The sequence below is a fragment of the Streptomyces sp. NBC_01210 genome (assembly GCF_036010325.1).
Lineage (GTDB): Bacteria > Actinomycetota > Actinomycetes > Streptomycetales > Streptomycetaceae > Streptomyces.
Genome location: NZ_CP108549.1, coordinates 8710756 through 8726293, shown reverse-complemented (window position 1 = coordinate 8726293; position 15538 = coordinate 8710756). Strand labels below are relative to the sequence as shown.

At 67.7% G+C, this 15538-nt stretch carries 18 protein-coding genes and 1 pseudogene; 10 read left to right on the top strand and 9 right to left on the bottom strand.

Features of this window, described 5'->3' with window-relative positions:
• Window positions 1–164: 164 nt before the first annotated feature.
• Window positions 165–1007, top strand: coding sequence for a creatininase family protein (locus OG735_RS39370; RefSeq protein WP_327327932.1), 843 nt, complete (start codon window positions 165–167; stop codon window positions 1005–1007).
• 78 nt (window positions 1008–1085) lie between these two features.
• On the opposite strand, the gene OG735_RS39365 is transcribed toward OG735_RS39370, so the two are convergent.
• Window positions 1086–2132 (bottom strand): type III polyketide synthase, encoded by a 1047-nt coding sequence (locus tag OG735_RS39365; protein ID WP_327328613.1) that lies wholly within the window; start codon window positions 2130–2132, stop codon window positions 1086–1088.
• 546 nt (window positions 2133–2678) lie between these two features.
• On the opposite strand from OG735_RS39365, the gene OG735_RS39360 reads away from it, so the two are divergent.
• The 8 genes from OG735_RS39360 (at window position 2679) to OG735_RS39325 (ending at window position 8229) form a co-directional block, all read left to right on the top strand.
• Window positions 2679–3617: an aldo/keto reductase gene (locus tag OG735_RS39360; protein WP_327327931.1), complete on the top strand. Its 939-nt coding sequence runs from the start codon at window positions 2679–2681 to the stop codon at window positions 3615–3617.
• A 28-nt stretch (window positions 3618–3645) separates the two neighbouring features.
• Window positions 3646–4062 carry a nuclear transport factor 2 family protein gene (locus tag OG735_RS39355; protein ID WP_327327930.1) on the top strand — a complete coding sequence of 139 codons (417 nt, stop codon included), beginning with the start codon at window positions 3646–3648 and terminating at the stop codon, window positions 4060–4062.
• Window positions 4063–4280: 218 nt separating this feature from the next.
• Window positions 4281–5237: an ATP-grasp domain-containing protein gene (locus tag OG735_RS39350; protein ID WP_327327929.1), complete on the top strand. Its 957-nt coding sequence runs from the start codon at window positions 4281–4283 to the stop codon at window positions 5235–5237.
• Complete coding sequence (locus OG735_RS39345; RefSeq protein WP_327327928.1) at window positions 5234–6100, top strand: ATP-grasp domain-containing protein; 867 nt, start codon at window positions 5234–5236, stop codon at window positions 6098–6100. The genes OG735_RS39350 and OG735_RS39345 overlap by 4 nt, the downstream gene beginning before the upstream one ends.
• A 240-nt stretch (window positions 6101–6340) precedes the next feature.
• Window positions 6341–6574, top strand: a complete 234-nt coding sequence (locus OG735_RS39340) for a hypothetical protein (RefSeq protein ID WP_327327927.1) — start codon at window positions 6341–6343, stop codon at window positions 6572–6574.
• Window positions 6571–6762: an RCC1 domain-containing protein gene (locus tag OG735_RS39335; protein WP_327327926.1), complete on the top strand. Its 192-nt coding sequence runs from the start codon at window positions 6571–6573 to the stop codon at window positions 6760–6762. Before OG735_RS39340 ends, OG735_RS39335 begins: the two co-directional genes overlap by 4 nt.
• Window positions 6763–6898: 136 nt before the next feature.
• Window positions 6899–7654 carry a hypothetical protein gene (locus OG735_RS39330; protein ID WP_327327925.1) on the top strand — a complete coding sequence of 252 codons (756 nt, stop codon included), beginning with the start codon at window positions 6899–6901 and terminating at the stop codon, window positions 7652–7654.
• Between the two features lie 404 nt (window positions 7655–8058).
• Window positions 8059–8229 carry a hypothetical protein gene (locus OG735_RS39325; RefSeq protein WP_327327924.1) on the top strand — a complete coding sequence of 57 codons (171 nt, stop codon included), beginning with the start codon at window positions 8059–8061 and terminating at the stop codon, window positions 8227–8229.
• A 152-nt stretch (window positions 8230–8381) separates the two neighbouring features.
• Here OG735_RS39325 and OG735_RS39320 read toward each other — a convergent pair whose 3' ends face one another.
• From OG735_RS39320 to OG735_RS39295, 6 genes and pseudogenes are all read right to left on the bottom strand, one after another.
• Window positions 8382–9650 carry an ATP-binding protein gene (locus tag OG735_RS39320; RefSeq protein ID WP_327327923.1) on the bottom strand — a complete coding sequence of 423 codons (1269 nt, stop codon included), beginning with the start codon at window positions 9648–9650 and terminating at the stop codon, window positions 8382–8384.
• Window positions 9651–9859: 209 nt separating this feature from the next.
• On the bottom strand, window positions 9860–10006 hold the full coding sequence (locus OG735_RS39315; RefSeq protein ID WP_327327922.1) for a hypothetical protein: 147 nt from the start codon (window positions 10004–10006) through the stop codon (window positions 9860–9862).
• Between the two features lie 309 nt (window positions 10007–10315).
• A complete protein-coding gene (locus OG735_RS39310; protein ID WP_327328612.1) occupies window positions 10316–10687 on the bottom strand; it encodes a fic family toxin-antitoxin system, toxin component in 372 nt (123 codons plus the stop codon).
• 2 nt (window positions 10688–10689) lie between these two features.
• Complete coding sequence (locus OG735_RS39305) at window positions 10690–10959, bottom strand: hypothetical protein (protein WP_327327921.1); 270 nt, start codon at window positions 10957–10959, stop codon at window positions 10690–10692.
• Window positions 10960–11039: 80 nt separating this feature from the next.
• On the bottom strand, window positions 11040–11474 hold the full coding sequence (locus tag OG735_RS39300) for a DUF5959 family protein (RefSeq protein ID WP_327327920.1): 435 nt from the start codon (window positions 11472–11474) through the stop codon (window positions 11040–11042).
• 195 nt (window positions 11475–11669) lie between these two features.
• Window positions 11670–12474 (bottom strand): annotated as a pseudogene (locus OG735_RS39295) (epoxide hydrolase); the annotation flags it as partial.
• Between the two features lie 111 nt (window positions 12475–12585).
• Here OG735_RS39295 and OG735_RS39290 point away from each other — a divergent pair.
• Window positions 12586–12759 (top strand): hypothetical protein, encoded by a 174-nt coding sequence (locus tag OG735_RS39290; protein ID WP_327327919.1) that lies wholly within the window; start codon window positions 12586–12588, stop codon window positions 12757–12759.
• On the opposite strand, the gene OG735_RS39285 is transcribed toward OG735_RS39290, so the two are convergent.
• Complete coding sequence (locus tag OG735_RS39285; protein WP_327327918.1) at window positions 12731–13687, bottom strand: aldo/keto reductase; 957 nt, start codon at window positions 13685–13687, stop codon at window positions 12731–12733. The two genes, OG735_RS39290 and OG735_RS39285, sit on opposite strands and share 29 nt — an antisense overlap.
• Window positions 13688–13930: 243 nt before the next feature.
• Window positions 13931–15469: a S8 family peptidase gene (locus OG735_RS39280; protein WP_327327917.1), complete on the bottom strand. Its 1539-nt coding sequence runs from the start codon at window positions 15467–15469 to the stop codon at window positions 13931–13933.
• Window positions 15470–15538 lie beyond the last annotated feature (69 nt).

Below are 15538 nucleotides of genomic sequence, written 5' to 3'. Positions count from 1 at the left end.
ATGACGTCGGGGCGGTATGCGGGCCAGGTGCCATTTGTGATCTTTCTACAACATGCTCGTCAGAAGCCTGGCGGGGCTCTCGTTCGCGCGCAGCACTCTCTCCCCGAAAGGATGGCCCGGCAGGTGAACGCCACTCGACGCAAAGCCAGTCAAGGGGGAGCTTCATGAACGACGGGTACTCGATTTTCGCTCGGACGATCGCTGACCTGACGTACCCAGAGGTAGAGGCGGCAGCCGAGCGGGGAGCATGCGTTCTACTGCCCACCGGGGTCATCGAACAGCACGGCCCTCACCTGCCACTGGGCACCGATGCCTACGGTGCCTACCAACTCTGCCGACTCGTGATGGCAGAGCTGGAGCAGCGCGGGGTGGAGGCTCTGATCGCCCCGCCGGTCTTCTGGGGGATCAACCAGGTGTCGTCGGCGTTCGCCGGAACATTCCGCACCCGCCCCGAGACCGCCGTAGCTCTCCACACCGACATCCTGGACTCCCTGGCCACGGACGGGTTCGACCGGATCTTCGTGATCAATCATCAGGGGGACATCGCACACAACCAGATGCTGCTGGACGTGGTGCAGCGCCAGCACGAGCAAGGACGCGCCGGGGTCGTGCTGCTGGAACCCGACTTTATCGCCGACCGGCTCGGCTGCTCGCCGACCCCCGCACTGGCCTCCTTCGCCATGCAGCCGCTGTTTGAGGGCCTGGAACTGACGGGCGAACTCGGCGTTCACGCCGAAGAGATCGAAAGCGCCCTGATGATGCGCTGGTTCCCCGAACTCGTCGACTACGACGCCATGGCCGGACTGAAGCCGACGGGCCTGAGCCCCGATGACCTCGCAGAATGGCGGAAGGGAGGCGAGCACGCCCGCCGGGTGACACCGCAGGGATTCTTCGGTGCACCCAGCCCCCGTGACCCCTTCCTGTGGCGCTTTCACCAGCGCATGGCCGCAGCCATGGCGGATCTTGTGACCGCGTCACTGTCACCTTCTCACCGAGCCCAACGATGATGCGGCCACTTCATCGGTCAGTTCATGTCGACGCACCAGCAGATGGTCTCACCTGCAATATCACCTCGAAGGCGGACCCTAGCCGGACCAGGTGCCGAGACTCATCTCGGCAGTGATGCCGGGCCCGAAACCGGCCAGCAGACCTTTTTGCCCCTCAAGGGCTGATCCCTCGTCGAACATGCGGGCCAGGGCATCGAGCACCACGGCGCTGGCGATGTTGCCGTACTCGGTGAGCGTGGCGCGACTGAAGCGGAACGCTTCGGGGCGTACGTCGAGGAAGCGGCTCAGGTCGTCCAGGATCCGCGGACCGCCCGCGTGGATGACGTAGAAGTCCAGCTTGGAGGCGTTCCACTGGTGCTGTTCGGCAACGGCACGCAGCGCCGGGGCGAGCGGCTCCATGGTCCCGGGCACGCGTTTGTCGAGCTGGAAGTGGAACCCCGTCGGCCGGACCGCGTAGGAGATCCAGTCCTCGGTGTGAGGGATGAGGTACGAGCCGTTGAATTCCAGTCGGATCCCGATGCCACCGTTGCCTCGGACCGCTGCGGCTGCGATCCCGTCGCCGAACAGGCCATTGGACAGCAGCGATCCCACGCCCAGGTCGCTGGGCTGGTAGCACAGCGAGCAGAACTCGCAGGCGACGACGAGCACATTGGCGTCGGGGTACGCCATGCAGAAGTCGTGGGCACGGTTGACGGCCGCACCGCCTCCGGCGCATCCGAGTTGTGCGATGGGCATCTGCCGTGTTTCCGGGCGAAAACCCATCGTGTTGATGAGCCATGCGGTCAGCGACGGCATCATGAAGCCTGTGCAGGAGACATAGACGATCAGATCGATCTCCTGCGGCTCGAGTTCCGCGTGATCGAGCGCCTGGCGCACCACGGCGGGCACTCGGGCTTTGGATTCCGCCTCGTAGACGGCGCTGCGGGCATCGAACCCCGGGTGTTGCAGCACCTTTTCTATCGGCTGGATCAGATGTCGCTTCTGTACCCCAGTGTGCTCGATCAGACTGAGGATCAGAGGGAGTTGCGGATGGGCTGCATGCAATCGCGTTGCCAGTTCGAGGGTTTCCTCGTTGGTGATGACGTTGTCGGGTACCGTTACTGCCGGTTTGCACAGAACCGCCATGGATATCCTCCCAGCGTCTGATGTTCCATACGGCACAGCCCTGGCCGGATTTGGGGTCATTCATCAGGTGACACGCGCGCGGCTTGATGCGCGCGGAGGGCGAAGAGCGCCCAGTGCTTGCGGCGGCGTTGAGGCCGACAATCCTGAGACGGCGCAGACAGGTCGACCGTCGCGAGCAGCGCGCTCGCCATACGACTGGATCCGCATCCGCCACGCGGTTGGCCAACGACCCACAACGCTACGCCAGACGGGTGGAGCGTGCATGCCGACCGCGGCACCGATTCGCATCCGACGCGAGGGTCACCCGTTCGGAGCATTGCGGCTGGTCATCGGCCAGCCGGTCGGTTGAAGTAGACGGTGGATTCGTTCGACCTCCGCAGCCGTCCTGTGCGCTCCATACCGCCACTGGACGGGCGCAGGCGCCGACTACGGGCGCCGTCCGATCGCCGGGGACCGGCGGCACCGCCGGCATCTGCCTCGGCATGTGGACCACCAGTGGTACGCCCACCCTGCCCATTGCGCTGTCCGGCCCGGAAGGACCCCCACATGACGCCAGGAGCACCCCCGGAGAACAACAAGCAGCTGACCATCGGAGGCGACCTGATAATCAACCGCCTCGGCTTCGGCGCAATGCACCTCACCGGCCCCGGCATGTGGGGACCGCCGGAGGACCCCGACAACGCCATCGCCGTGCTCCGCCGCGCCGTGGACCTAGGTGTCACCTTCATCGACACCGCCGACGCCTATGGGCCCGGCGACAACGAACGCATCATCCGTGAAGCTCTGCATCCCTACCCCGGCGAACTGGTGATCTGTACGAAGGGCGGCATGCTGCGCTCCGGGCCGGACGACTGGCCGGACGAGGGCGAGCTGTACATCGTCCCCCTGGGCCGTCCGGAATACCTCCGCCAGCAGGTCGAGATGAGTTTGCGCAACCTCGGCGTGGAGCGCATCGACCTGTACCAGCTGCACAGCATCGATCCCGCCGTGCCTCTGGCCGACCAGCTCGGCGAACTGGTCAGGCTCCAGGAGCAGGGCAAGATCCGCCACATCGGTATCTCCGGACAGCCCGGAGTCACCGTGGAGCAACTCGAACAGGCCCGCAAGACCGCGGCTCTCGTCGCAGTGGAGAACCGCTACAACGTCGCCGACCGCGTCGGCGAAGACGCCCTGCGCTACGCGGAGGAGCACCGTATCGCCTTCATCCCCTGGTTTCCCATGGGGCACGGAGAGCTCGTCGGGCCTGACGGTCTGCTCACCCCGATCGCCGCGCGGTACGGCGTGACGGCCTCGCAGCTCGCCCTGGCCTGGCTGCTGCACTGCTCACCGGCCACCCTGCTGATCCCGGGCACCGCTTCCCTCACCCACCTGGAAGAGAACATGCGCGCGGCCGACATCCGGCTGAGCGACGACGACTGGAACACCATCACCTACGAGGTCGACCGCAGCCGGTCCGCCGGCATCGCCCCCGTGCCGGTGCGCTGAGCGTCAACCACGCGACGACGGAGGACTCATGGACACTTCATACGTGCACCCCAATGCCACCGTTCTGCGCTCCTTGTACGCGGACCTCGCCCGCATCGCCGACTACGTCGATGACGACGTGGTGCTGCACACCGCGCAGCGAGGGATCGTCGGCCGGCCGTCGAAGGTTCACGGCAAGGAAGCCGTCCTGGCGCATGAACGTGACCTCATCCGCCTGACGGGCCACACCCTGGTCATGGACGTGGAGCACATCACGGCCAACGACGAATTCGGGGCGGTGCTCGGAACACTGCGAGCACATCGCGACCGCCGGGACATCGCGATGCCCTTCTGCGGACTGTGGCGCTTCAAAGGCGGCAGGATCGTCGAGCACTGGGAGCACGCCTATGACCCGCTGCTCCTCGACCGGTCCCTGACCGGCGGTACCGAACCCGTGACGCCCTGAACGCTGGTCGGCCCCGCCGCGCCCGCGCGGGCGCGGCGGGGCCGAGGCCCGTCTCCCCCTGGCACCTGATGCGCGACGACGGCAGTCCGGCCATCCGTTGGGCGCAGGAAGATCAGCCTGGCGCCGGGGAGATCACCGCACGGCGTTCATGACATCCTGTGACATCACAACTCGCCGGGACTGGATCGGCGGACGTCCGGGGGTTACGGGGAAGGTCGATGAGGCTCTGCTTCCTGGTGGAGGAGCACTACCGTCACGACGGCATGCCGATTGAGGTGATCCGTCAACTGACATCTTGGGGGCACCGGGTGGACGTGCTGCGGCCGGGCGGTTCCCTGCTGCGCATGACCGAGACGGTGCAGGCGGGCACCCATGACGCCTGGGTTCTCAAGACCGTCTCCGGCGGCCCAGGGCTCACCTTGCTCGAAGCCGCCGCCGCGGCCGGGATGACGACAGTCAACGACGCCCGGTCGATACGAGGTGTACGGGACAAGGCACTGGCCGCGGCGATCGGTCGCAGCCGCGGGCTTCCCCTGCCACAGACCTACGCGGCGGCGCGGCCCGAGCTGCTGGCGGAAATCCCGGCGTCTGAGTACCCGCTGGTGGTCAAGCCCGCCGACGGAAGCTCGGGGCGGGCCGTGTACCTGGTGTCGTCACCGGATCGACTCGCCGCAATGGTCCCCGAACTGGCGAGGGAGGGCATGCTCATAGCCCAGCCGTATGTGACCAACCCGGGCATCGACGTCAAGGTGTACTGCGTCGGCGGCGAGCTGTACGCGACCGAGCGCTGCTCCCCGCTCCACCCGGACCGCTCGGTGCGAGAACGCCGCGTCCCGCTGTCGGCCGAGGTGGCCGGGATAGTCGCCCAGGTCGGGGCGGTCTACGGCCTCGATCTGTACGGCGTGGACGTGCTGCTGGGACCCGACGGTCCTGTGGTCGTCGATGTGAACGATTTCCCGAGTTTCCGTCAGGTCCCGGACGCGGCGGCCCGGGTGGCACGAGCCGTGCTCGGGCTGGCTCGCACAGGCCAAGCGTCCGGCGCGGCCACGCTGCCCTCCCCCCGTCCGCCGGAACAGCACAGCGAGGTCGCCGGGTCGTCGTTGACACCGCGCCCGCACCCTGCGCAGGTCCCGACTCCGGTGCAGGTTCCTGCGGCGGCGGGTGAGAGCGCATGAGGATTGGTCTGATCACGCCCGAGCCCGACCATCCGCTGCTGGCCGCCACCGCCGCCCTGCTCACCCCCGAGCATCGAGTGGAGACGCTGGACCCGAAAACGGTGGTCGACGTCCTCGAGCCGCTCGCCGACGTCTACCTGCTGAAGTCGCGTACGCCACGTGCCCTGGCCCTCGCCCGCGACCTGGAGCAGCGGGGCGCCCCCGTGGTGAACTCGGCTGCGGCGACCGCACTGTGCCAGGACCGTACGACGATGGCGGAACAGGCCCGGCGGGCCGGCTTTCCGTTCGCCGCTACCCGCACCTTCACCGCGCTCGCTCAACTGGCGTCCGGCCCACGGCTCCCCGGCCCGGTCGTGGTCAAGAGCCGCCACAGCCGAAAACACGACCTGGTGGCCCGCATCGACAACGACGGACAACTGCGGGAGCTCGCCGCCGCATACCCACAGGAGCCGGTCGTGGTCCAGGAGTTCGCACCGAACAGCGGCTGGGACCACAAACTGTGGGTGGTCGGAGACCAGCTCTTCGCCGCCCTGCGCCGTTCCGAACTCTCATCCGCAGGGCGGGTCTCCGCACGCCCGCTCGCCCTCGGTGATCTGCCGCCCGGCTGGCCCGCCTTCGCGCGCCGGGTCGGCGAGGTTTTCGAACTCGACGTCTACGGCGTGGACGTCATCGACACGGGCGATGGCGCCCCGCTGATTGTGGACATCAACGCCTTCCCAGGAGTCCGGGGTCAGGCCGGTGCTCCGGAGGCCCTGGCGGCACTGACCCTGCGCAGAACGAAGCGGTCATCGACTGCCGACACTCGGCGGGTGACTGGGACGCGGGGCGAGTCGAGCGCGACTGCAGCCACTCCTGCTTCCTGACAGGCCGGCGTACTTGAAATACGAAGGAGTTACGCCGCTGATCGTCCTGTCGGCCAAGCAGCCGCCGGGTCGTGCGGCCCGGTGGGTGACGCCGGGCCGGCGACCCGTTGGGCGCATTGTGCGGGGCGTCCGGCGTGTCCAGGGACCGAGGGCACGAGGCCGTCACTCATGGCAGGTGATCGGTTCACCCAGGTGTCGTGGGAGGCGGCGCGGCGGGGCCCTACCTGGCGAGGAACGCACATGAGGAAGCTGCTGCCCCCACGGCTGCGTGTCTGCGGCAAGTCCGCCGGTCCCGCGCATACCGGCCCCGCGCCCGCCGGGACGGCGGGTCCTGCTGCCCGCCCTGCTGCTGGGCCCGACGGCATGGCTGGCGCCCACCCGCAGGCTGTCGCCGACCCGCAGTCGGGCCATGTCGCAGCCTCGCAGCGGACCATCAAGGCCTGGGGGATGGAACCAGTACGGCCCGGTCGGTGACGGCACCACCACCGACGCCTCACATCCGTCACCGTCCCCGGGTCACCCGGGTTCGCGCCTGGGGAAACGACGAGCTCGGCCAGCTCGGCGACGGAACCGTCACCGACCGCAGGGCCCCGGTCACCGTCACCGGGCTCACCGGCGTCCGCGCCGTCTGGACAGGCGGAGGTCACAGCATCGCCGTCTGAGCCCTCGCCCCCACCAGCCGCTTCGTTCCCCCGCCAGGGAAGCGGCGCGGGAGGGAAGCGCCTGGTGGGGGGACGTCCCCGCGTGTGCGGGGTGAGGGCGGCCGAAATGAAGTTGGGTCCTTGGCCTGAGTCAGGGATGATCTCCACCGTGGCAGAGAAAGCGAGTGCGGGATCGGGAGCGAGTCTCGACAACGAAGCCGGACGGTGGGATGAGCGGCTTGGTTGGGCATACGGTCTCGTAGCGGACGATCCGGGAGAGCGGGCGGCGGCGCTGACCCAGTTGTCCAACAGTCACAGGAAGACCTCCGACGCTCACGACCGGATGAACGAGGCGTGGCGACGAAGGCTGCCCCTGGGCAGGAAAAGAGCCGCCGGAAACTACTACGAGGCCCTGAGGCATTCGCTGCCCGGGGCTTTGTGGAACCGCCCGCCCGGCACAGACATCGCCGCGTGGCCCGGCCTCCCTTACGCACTTCTCTACCTGGAGTGGGAGGCGAGATATCCGCGTGAGTGGACACAGCATGCCAAGGCATGGGGCACGAAGGAGCGCCTGATCCGAGACCTGGCTGTCACTCACCACGACAAGTCCACCCGAGCCAAGCTCGCCGGCCTGATCGAGATCGTCGTACAGCGTCCCTACCGCTGCAAGGACCATGAGTATGTACGCGTTGCCCGGGCCGTGGACAGCGATGACCTGCGCGGCAGGCTCAACACGGCCGCCCGCACGGAAAATCCATGGGCGCGACGCCACGCCGGCTACATTCTCTGGCTTCTCGATCGCCCCGAAGTTCCCCATACGCGTCACGTCTGGCGACAGTGGCTGACGTCGGAATGCAGCGAGCAAGTGCTGCCCGAGCGGCCGGTTGGAGAGCCGGCTGAGGCCGCCTACTGAAACGGCTCATGACCAACCCATCGACACCCGATTTCCAAATCCGCTGACATTTCGATGCCCAACGGCAATGAATCCCATATCAGGGTTGATCGCCGTTTCGGCTTGCCGTCAACGCAACGCATTCACCTAACGGCGACTTCTGTCCCGGGTACCTCAAGCGGCAACTGACCTGCGGCGTTGCCCTTCAGAAGCAGATACTTAGCCCGCCGCCCATCTTCTGGTGAACTGAATTACGCGCGCTGGTCGGACTGGTGCCGGACTTTACCTTTCGGAGCCGCCGAAGATCTCGACAACGGGGGCGCCGGCAGCGGTCGGCTGCGACGCATACCCGAAATGCGCTCTTCGTATTCGCATGCAAGTCTTGTAGCAGCCCATCGTCCGACATCCGCTACAGGAGGCACGTCGTGGGCAAGAAACAGAGCCGGCAGAACCGCGGCGCCCGCACCGGCGGCCATGAGCGCAGCGCCACCGTGGAGGCGAAGGAGCAAGCGAAGCCATCGGCCGCGCATGAGACGGTGCGCCCGATCTCGGAGCCGGTCTCCCATAAGCAGCAGCGGAAGTTCGGCCACAACTGACCCTCCGGTGATCTTTTGCCGTCAACGTCGGCAGGGTCAAGGTCCCGTCCCAGCCGGTCTCCGCCATCGGAAATCAGCTCCGTCTGACGCACTCACGGCTGATCCGCAGGGCTGCACAATTACTCGTCCGCACCGGCCGTGAGCGATACAGGTCAGGTGCGTCCGTAGCGGTTGGTCTGGTCGGCGAACTCCCGCGCCATGTCTGCGCTGACAGTCGGTCGCGTACTGCCGATGGTCCTCAGATAGTCATCGGTGCTGGGATGGGCCCGGTCCCCGGTGTCCAGCGTACGTTCGAACAGGGTCTGGGCGACCGTACGGGCGGCCTGCGCAATGTCCGCGGGGGTGAACCCCTCACTGGCCTCGGCAAGGACCGGAATGTCGGCCTCGGCTCCGGCCCTGGCGAGGTAGCTGGTCCACAGGGCGCACCTGGCCTCCTGGTCGGGTGGACCGACCGGGAGTACGTAGTCGAAGCGGCCGTGCCGGAGGAACGCCTGGTCCAGGGCGGCTACGTTGTTGGTGGCGCAGATCAGCAGTCTGTTGTCGCGGTCCCGGAACCGCACGATGGACTTGAGCAGTTCGTTGACCACGCCGACGGTTGCCGGGTCGGCGTTGCTTCGTGTGCCGGCCACCTCCTCGACCTCGTCGATGAAGACCAGGACGTGGTCGAGCTGGGCCAGCTCGTCGAACCGGCGGCTCAGGCTCGTGGCGAGACCTTCCTCCAGCGCGAGCCGGGACGGGAAGAGCTCGACGAAGGGCCACCCGAGACGACCGGCCACCGCACGGGCGAAGGTGCTCTTTCCGGTGCCGGGCGGGCCGAACAGCACCACGGCCCGGGGCGGTTCGACGCCGTGCTGGGACGCGAGTTCCGGATGTGCCAGCGGCAGGACCAGACGACGCTCGATGAGCCGCTTCTCCGCGGCCATTCCGGCCAGCTTGTTCCAGGCCCCGGTATCCGGCATGGCTGCTCCGAGAGAGGACAGCACCACCACGTCCTGGGCCGTCACCCCTTGGGACTTCTCGAAGTAGATCAGACCCTCACGAGGCCTGAAGCCGGAATTGCGCAGTGCGGTGGCGGATGCCTCATGGTCGGGAAGAACCGCACCGAGGGTTCTGCAGCCCATGCCCTGCAGCCGGTGTTCCAAGGCGGACAGCAGCGCGGAGCCCAGTCCGAGATTCCGCCATGCGGGGTGCAGACTGAGCCGCAGGACCCAGGCCCGGTCACCCTCCAGCCGACTCACGGCAACTCCGACGAGGTGACCGTCGGCGACGGCGACGACGGTCGGATGAAGTGCCTGGAGCGCAGCGACGACATCGGAGAGCCGGAACACCGGCGGCAGCTCGGGGCTGGTCGCCTCGGCGTCCAGTCGGACGACCGCTTCCAGATCGTCCGGAGCGAAGTCCCTCACGTGCCAGCCGGCCACACTTCGCCTCCCGTCGGCGTCGCCCCTCCTCCCATGATCGGCCCCCGCTCACGACCCCGCCTGTCCGGTGGACAGGAACCAGCCGGGCGCCGGGTGGCGTCGGGGCCGAGGAGGTCGTGTACGGCTTGGGGGCCGTGGTTGCGGCGTCCGCCGGCACGTATCGGCGGACCGGGAAGGACAGCTCGTCGGTCAGGCATCCGGATCGCCGGTCAGGCACCCAGAGTCTGGCAGGCGGGGCAGAGCTCGTAGCGGCCATCGTTCACCACGCTCCCCCAGCCGCGGCACTCGGCGCAGTCGCGAGCCAGGGCGATGTTCGCCCGGAGGGCAGGAGCGTTGGGGTGGGCTCCAGTGGTCATCAGGTCGTGCTCCTCGGGTAGAGGGCTATACATAGCAAAACTATGACATAAGGTGCATATCTATGCAACGACTTCCCGTGACTCGGTACGCGTGGATCACCTCGGGCTCGCGTCGACCGCAGCCCCGGCGGCGCGCCATGCCGGTACCGCTACCCAGCGGTCCGCCGTGAAGCGGCCGGGGGCGCTCGAAAACCTCGGCGCCACGTGGCCCGCAGATACATTTCGGGCCTTCCGGGGGTGGCGGTCACCGCCGACAGAAGGGGATCACCTGCGTCACCCACGGGCCCTTCCCGGGCTTGTCACAGGCGCTCAGGGTCGCCAGGTGCGCAGATGCTCGGCGACGCGGCCGGCGGTACAGCGCGGGTCGTGCAGGTCGCGAGCCAGGGCGGTGAGCTCCTCTCGGGTGGGAGCGACGGGGATGCCACTGGCCTCGAGGTACATGACGGCGACGGCGCAGGCGACCGTGAGGTTGGAGCGCTCCAGCCACCGGCAGCGGCCCAGCGTGTGGACCAGAGCAGCGGCGCGCGCGAAGGGGCCGCCGTAGACGGGTTGCTCCAGGAGCTCGGCGCGATGACGGGCGACCGCACCGATGGGCACGCCGAGGTCGTCAGGGGCGGGATCGCGGTGGCCGGCACGCTCGGCCACCTCCAGGACCCAGGACAGATCGACGTGCAGGGACATGGTCACGCAGCGGCGCCCCGCGGACTGGTGTCGGTGGCGGTGGCGTACTGCGCGTCCATGCCGGCTTCCAGGTCGTCGAGAAAGGCACCGTGAGTGTCGATGAGGCGCTGGGCGGCGGCCATGCCTGCCGCCCGGGCACCGGAGGTGTCCTCGGCGATGAGACGCTCGATATACCGGTTGAAATCGAGGCCGCGGGCGGCTGCGGCGTCCTTTCCGGCGGCGAGCACGCCGGGCTCGAGTCGCACCTGCGTCTGCTTCTTCGCGCTGCTCATACCACCGAGGGTAGCAGGGTGGTAGCAGCCAACGGGGCTGGATTGGACTGGCGATACCACTCACGGGCGCGCATGCGGGTTCAGGCGTCTTCCGACGGCCAGGTCTGCAGAACCTGGTCCAGGCGGTGATAGGCGTCGTCGAACCAGGCGTCGGTAAGAACGACAGTGACCGTCACGGTAGTGAGCGACATCGAGCGGTCCGCGATGGTGACGTGGGCCCGCTCACCGTCAGGATCGCGCTCGATGAGCATCTCGGTCGTGCGCTTGCCCTCAAGCCACGCGACGTCGGCCCCGCCATCGAGCGCGTCCAGGACTCCCTGCCACTCCGTCAGGTCCTCCGGGAAGATCCACGTCGCGATGCTTCCGCGTACGAAAGCGGTGTCGACGATGATTTCTCCGACCAGCGCGAGGGTGCGGGGCGGGTCCTGGGCGGACTTCTTCCCGGTGATCCGTACGATCACGCTGGTGCCCTCGCCCTCCAGACTGATCAGGTCGATCGGACCCTCGGACGCCATCGCTGCTCCCACCCTCCCCGGTACTTGTGCCCGGCACCATAGCCGACAGCGCTGACGCCGTCTCACCGACGTTGATACTGCATGACCTGTGCGCACGTGTGGAGAGGAGCAGTTCGCCAGCCAGGCGGGCCCGACCCGACACCGTGGTGTGCGCGCTGGCGCTGCCCCATATGCCGTCGCTGGAACCTGTCCCGATTACCGGAGAGTGCGGAAAAAGGCGCGGATGTCGGCGACCAGGTCGTCCGGTACCTCCATCGCGGCGAAGTGACCGCCACGATCGAACGGCGTCCAGCGCACGATGTTGTTGGTTCGCTCCGCGATGTGCCGAAGCGGAATGAAGTTCTCTTGCGGCAGAACGGCAAGCGCGGTCGGCGCGGTGGACGGCGGGTACATCGCGCCCCGGTAATCGGCGTGTGCCCGCTCGTAGTAAACGCGGGCTGCGGAGCCGGCAGTTCCGGTCAGCCAGTACAGCATCACGTTGGTGAGCAGCTGGGCGCGGTCGACGGTGCTGTCCGGGTCAGTCCACTCCGTGAACTTCTCCGCGATCCAGGCCAGCTGGCCGACCGGGGAGTCGGTCAGCGCGTAGGAAAGCGTCTGCGGCTTTGTGGACTGAATCTCGGCGTAGCCTCCGGCGTCCCGGTCCCAAGCCTGCTGGCGTTCCCAGGAGGCCGGCGTGCGCTCCCGCTCAGCCGGGCTCAGCGGGGCCAGTTCCGCCTCGTCGCGCTCGGAGGACGCCGCCGCGCCCGGAAGCAGGTTCAGGTGGACGCCGATGATCTGGTCGGAGTGGGTGCGGCCGAGCTCGCGGGAGATCGCCGATCCCCAGTCTCCGCCCTGGGCGCCATACCGCCGGTAGCCCGGGGATACTCGGCAACACCAGATGGAAGGCATCGGACGGATCACCGCCGTGGGCGCGGGGATCGGTCAACGGCCAGGCGATCTCGGCGAATTCCACGATCGAACCCGGCCAGCCGTGCGTGATGATCAGCGGTGTCGCATCCGGTCCAGTCGCGCTACCGGGTGCGCTCGCCCCTGGACAGATGTTGAACGATGGCTGCCATCGGCGTGGCAGTGCTAGGCATGGTTTCTTGGATCTCCTGACAGGGGTGGGGAGTTGGGGTCCCTACGTTCCGTCCTACGGGCCGAGGCGATACCCGTCGAGGACGGGGTGCCGAGCGACGAGGCGCTGTTCGACCTGGTGGGTGACTCCCGGTTCGTACTGATCGGAGAGCCATCCGCGCGGGACGCTCTTGAGCCGATCAGGGAAGTGGAGCGCCGCGGGCAGTGAGCCAGAGTTCGTACCACTCCTCTCGGGTGAGGTCCGGTTCCTGCTGCGCGGCGTCACGGCAGGCGCGGATACGTTCAGGACGCGCGCTTCCGATCACCGGCACGATCCCGGCCGGATGCCGCTGGAGCCACCACAGCAGAATCGTCTCCGGCGTCGTGCCTTTCTTGTCGGCCAATGACGTGATGAGCTGCGCGGTCGCGTACTCGTCCGGCGTCTGCTGCCGACCCGTGAAACGGCCCTGCGCGAGTGCCCCCCATGCCTGCAGGGAAATGCCGTTCGCCTGGCAGAACTCGACCGTCCCGAACGGGAAGCCGATTGCAGCGGCTTCCGGGGTGTTCACGAGGACACCGGCTTCGAGCCAGTCCCGCCGCTGCAGGCTCATCTCCAGCTGATTGGCGACCAGCGGGACGTCGAGACGCGCCTGGAGAGGGGCCATCTGCACGGCGCCCATGTTCGACACACCGAACCGTCGCACAAGGCCCTGCCGGTGCAGCGATGTCAGTGCCTCGGCGATCTCGTCCGGGTCTGCCAAGGGATCCGGCCGGTGCAGTAGCAGCACATCGATGACGTCAGTACGCAGACGAGCCAGGCTCTCCTCGACCCGCCGGGCGATGCTCTGCCCAAGGAGGTCGTAGATGCCGGGCCGCTCGCCGTCTGCAAGGCGGATACCGCACTTGGTCTGCACGACGATGCGCTCACGCAGTCCTGGGGTGCGGGCGAGAACCTCACCGAAGACTGCCTCAGCCTTCCCGTGCCGGTAGATGTCGGCGTGGTCGAACGTGCTGATCCCGCAGTCCAGCGCCGCCTCGATTGCTGCCTCGGCATCTGCAATCTCCGGCGCGCCGTAGGGTTCGGTATCCCAACTGCCGCCGAGCCCCATGCACCCGTACAGCAGCCGCCCACCGCTCGTCCCCGCATTCGTCGTCACACCGTCACCCTACGACGCAGCATCAGCAGCAGCTGTCCATGGGCCGTCTGTAAAGCGCAAGCAGAACGTAAGGCGCCAATCCTGTCCCCTGAGGGTCCGTGGAGGCCGAGTCGCGGCGAAGTCGGTCTAGCTGGACGGGGGCAGGCGGCCCGCAGTTCCCTGCGGACAGAGCGGCTCGGTGCGGTCGGCACCGGGCCGACGCCCTGAGGCCTGCAGATGGTGCAGACCTCAGGGCGCGGTGTGTCAGTGCTTCGTGACGGCGTCGAGTGCGTTGACGATGCCGTAGCCGTAGAAGCCGTTCACCCGCCTGTGGCCTTTGCAGGTCGAGTCTTCGATGCCGTTGCCGTCGGGGTCGTACAGTCCGGTCGGGCAACCGGGGTTGTCCGCCTGGGCCTTGAGCAGCGCCTGCAGAGCCTGCGGGCCGGCCCACGGGTGGGTGCTCTTGAGGAGGGCCGCGACACCGGCCACGTGCGGGCCGGCCATCGAGGTGCCCTGCAGGAAGGCGTACCCGTTGTTGGGCATGGTGGCCAGGATCCGGCCGTTCTTCGACGGGGTGTCCGGGATCTGGTACTTGTCGCCGCCCGGGGCCGCGACGTCGACGACGCCGAGTCCGTAGCTGGAGTAGTACGACTTCAGGTTCTGCACTCCGGTCGCGGAGACCGTGACGACACCCGGCAGCTGGGTGGGGATGTCGAAGCACTTGTGCGGGTCTACGGTCCGCGGGGCCGGGGTGGTGTCGTCGGGGCTGGATTCATCGACGATCGCGTCGGAGTCGAGGTCGTCGTTGGAGTTGCCCGCGGACGCGACGTGCAGCGTGCCCTTGCTCTGTGCGTACAACGAAGCCCGGTTGACCGCGTCGACGATGGCCTTCTGGTCCGGGTCGTCGAGGCAGTTGTAGAGCCACGGGTCGATGTAGTAGCTGTTGTTGGTGATCTCGACGCCATGGTCGGCGGCGAAGACGAACGCGCAGACGACACTCTCCGGGAAGAAGAGACTGGTCTTCGGGTCGCTCACCTTGATCGAGGAGACCTTGACGCCCGGAGCAACTCCGGCCACGCCGATGCCGTTGCGGGCGGCGGCTATCTCACCGGCGACGTGCGTGCCGTGATAGTCCTCCGCCGGGTCGTACGGACGCCAGGCACCCTCGCTGGTGTCCGCAACGCCGCCCACGCAGTTGGCGGACTGACGCTTGGAGAAGTTCGCGGCGAGGTCGGGGTGGGTGTCGTCCACACCCGTGTCGATCACGGCGACGGTGACGTTCCTGCTGCCCGGGTTGACCTTGGCTGCCTTGTCCGCGCCGATGGCGCGCAGGTCCCACTGGTCGGCCTCGAGCGGCTCGGTGCCATCGGTGGCGGCCGTACGGGCCTGGGCCTTGGCGCTGTCCACGTACTCCGGGGCGCCCATCTCGGTGGTGCTCGCAGGGGCGAGTGCGGCGGTACGCGTGGCACCCGCGCTCTGCACGCCCTTGACGGTGCGTATCTGCTTGGCGAAGTCGGGGTTCGCCGAGTGGACGACGATGACGCCGATCTTCTCATAGGTGATGACAACGGTGCCGCCGGCTTCGGCTATCGCCTTCTCAACGGCCTTGATTTTGCCGTGGTTCGCCTTGGTGTTGACCACGTACGAGAGCTTGGGGCCGTCCGTGGTCGCTGTGGCAGGGGTGTCCTGCACGGCGGCCTGGGCGGAGGCGACGCCCGGCAGAAAGCCGAGCGACGCGGTCAGCGCCAGTCCGGCCGGTACCGCGAGGGCGGCACGCAGGCGTCTGGAGCGCAGATGAGCCATGGAGGTACTCCACATCATCAAAGGGCTGCCCGAATTGTGTACGCACGGGCGAGGTACGTGACGAAGCAA

What these genes read in the sequence shown, in the direction of transcription:
- OG735_RS39370 (WP_327327932.1), top strand. Translation starts at nt 165, where the DNA reads ATGAACGACGGGTACTCGATTTTCGCTCGGACGATCGCTGACCTGACG.
- OG735_RS39365 (WP_327328613.1), bottom strand. Translation starts at nt 2,132, where the DNA reads ATGGCGGTTCTGTGCAAACCGGCAGTAACGGTACCCGACAACGTCATC.
- OG735_RS39360 (WP_327327931.1), top strand. Translation starts at nt 2,679, where the DNA reads ATGACGCCAGGAGCACCCCCGGAGAACAACAAGCAGCTGACCATCGGA.
- OG735_RS39355 (WP_327327930.1), top strand. Translation starts at nt 3,646, where the DNA reads ATGGACACTTCATACGTGCACCCCAATGCCACCGTTCTGCGCTCCTTG.
- OG735_RS39350 (WP_327327929.1), top strand. Translation starts at nt 4,281, where the DNA reads ATGAGGCTCTGCTTCCTGGTGGAGGAGCACTACCGTCACGACGGCATG.
- OG735_RS39345 (WP_327327928.1), top strand. Translation starts at nt 5,234, where the DNA reads ATGAGGATTGGTCTGATCACGCCCGAGCCCGACCATCCGCTGCTGGCC.
- OG735_RS39340 (WP_327327927.1), top strand. Translation starts at nt 6,341, where the DNA reads ATGAGGAAGCTGCTGCCCCCACGGCTGCGTGTCTGCGGCAAGTCCGCC.
- OG735_RS39330 (WP_327327925.1), top strand. Translation starts at nt 6,899, where the DNA reads ATGATCTCCACCGTGGCAGAGAAAGCGAGTGCGGGATCGGGAGCGAGT.
- OG735_RS39315 (WP_327327922.1), bottom strand. Translation starts at nt 10,006, where the DNA reads ATGACCACTGGAGCCCACCCCAACGCTCCTGCCCTCCGGGCGAACATC.
- OG735_RS39310 (WP_327328612.1), bottom strand. Translation starts at nt 10,687, where the DNA reads ATGTCCCTGCACGTCGATCTGTCCTGGGTCCTGGAGGTGGCCGAGCGT.
- OG735_RS39305 (WP_327327921.1), bottom strand. Translation starts at nt 10,959, where the DNA reads ATGAGCAGCGCGAAGAAGCAGACGCAGGTGCGACTCGAGCCCGGCGTG.
- OG735_RS39300 (WP_327327920.1), bottom strand. Translation starts at nt 11,474, where the DNA reads ATGGCGTCCGAGGGTCCGATCGACCTGATCAGTCTGGAGGGCGAGGGC.
- OG735_RS39280 (WP_327327917.1), bottom strand. Translation starts at nt 15,469, where the DNA reads ATGGCTCATCTGCGCTCCAGACGCCTGCGTGCCGCCCTCGCGGTACCG.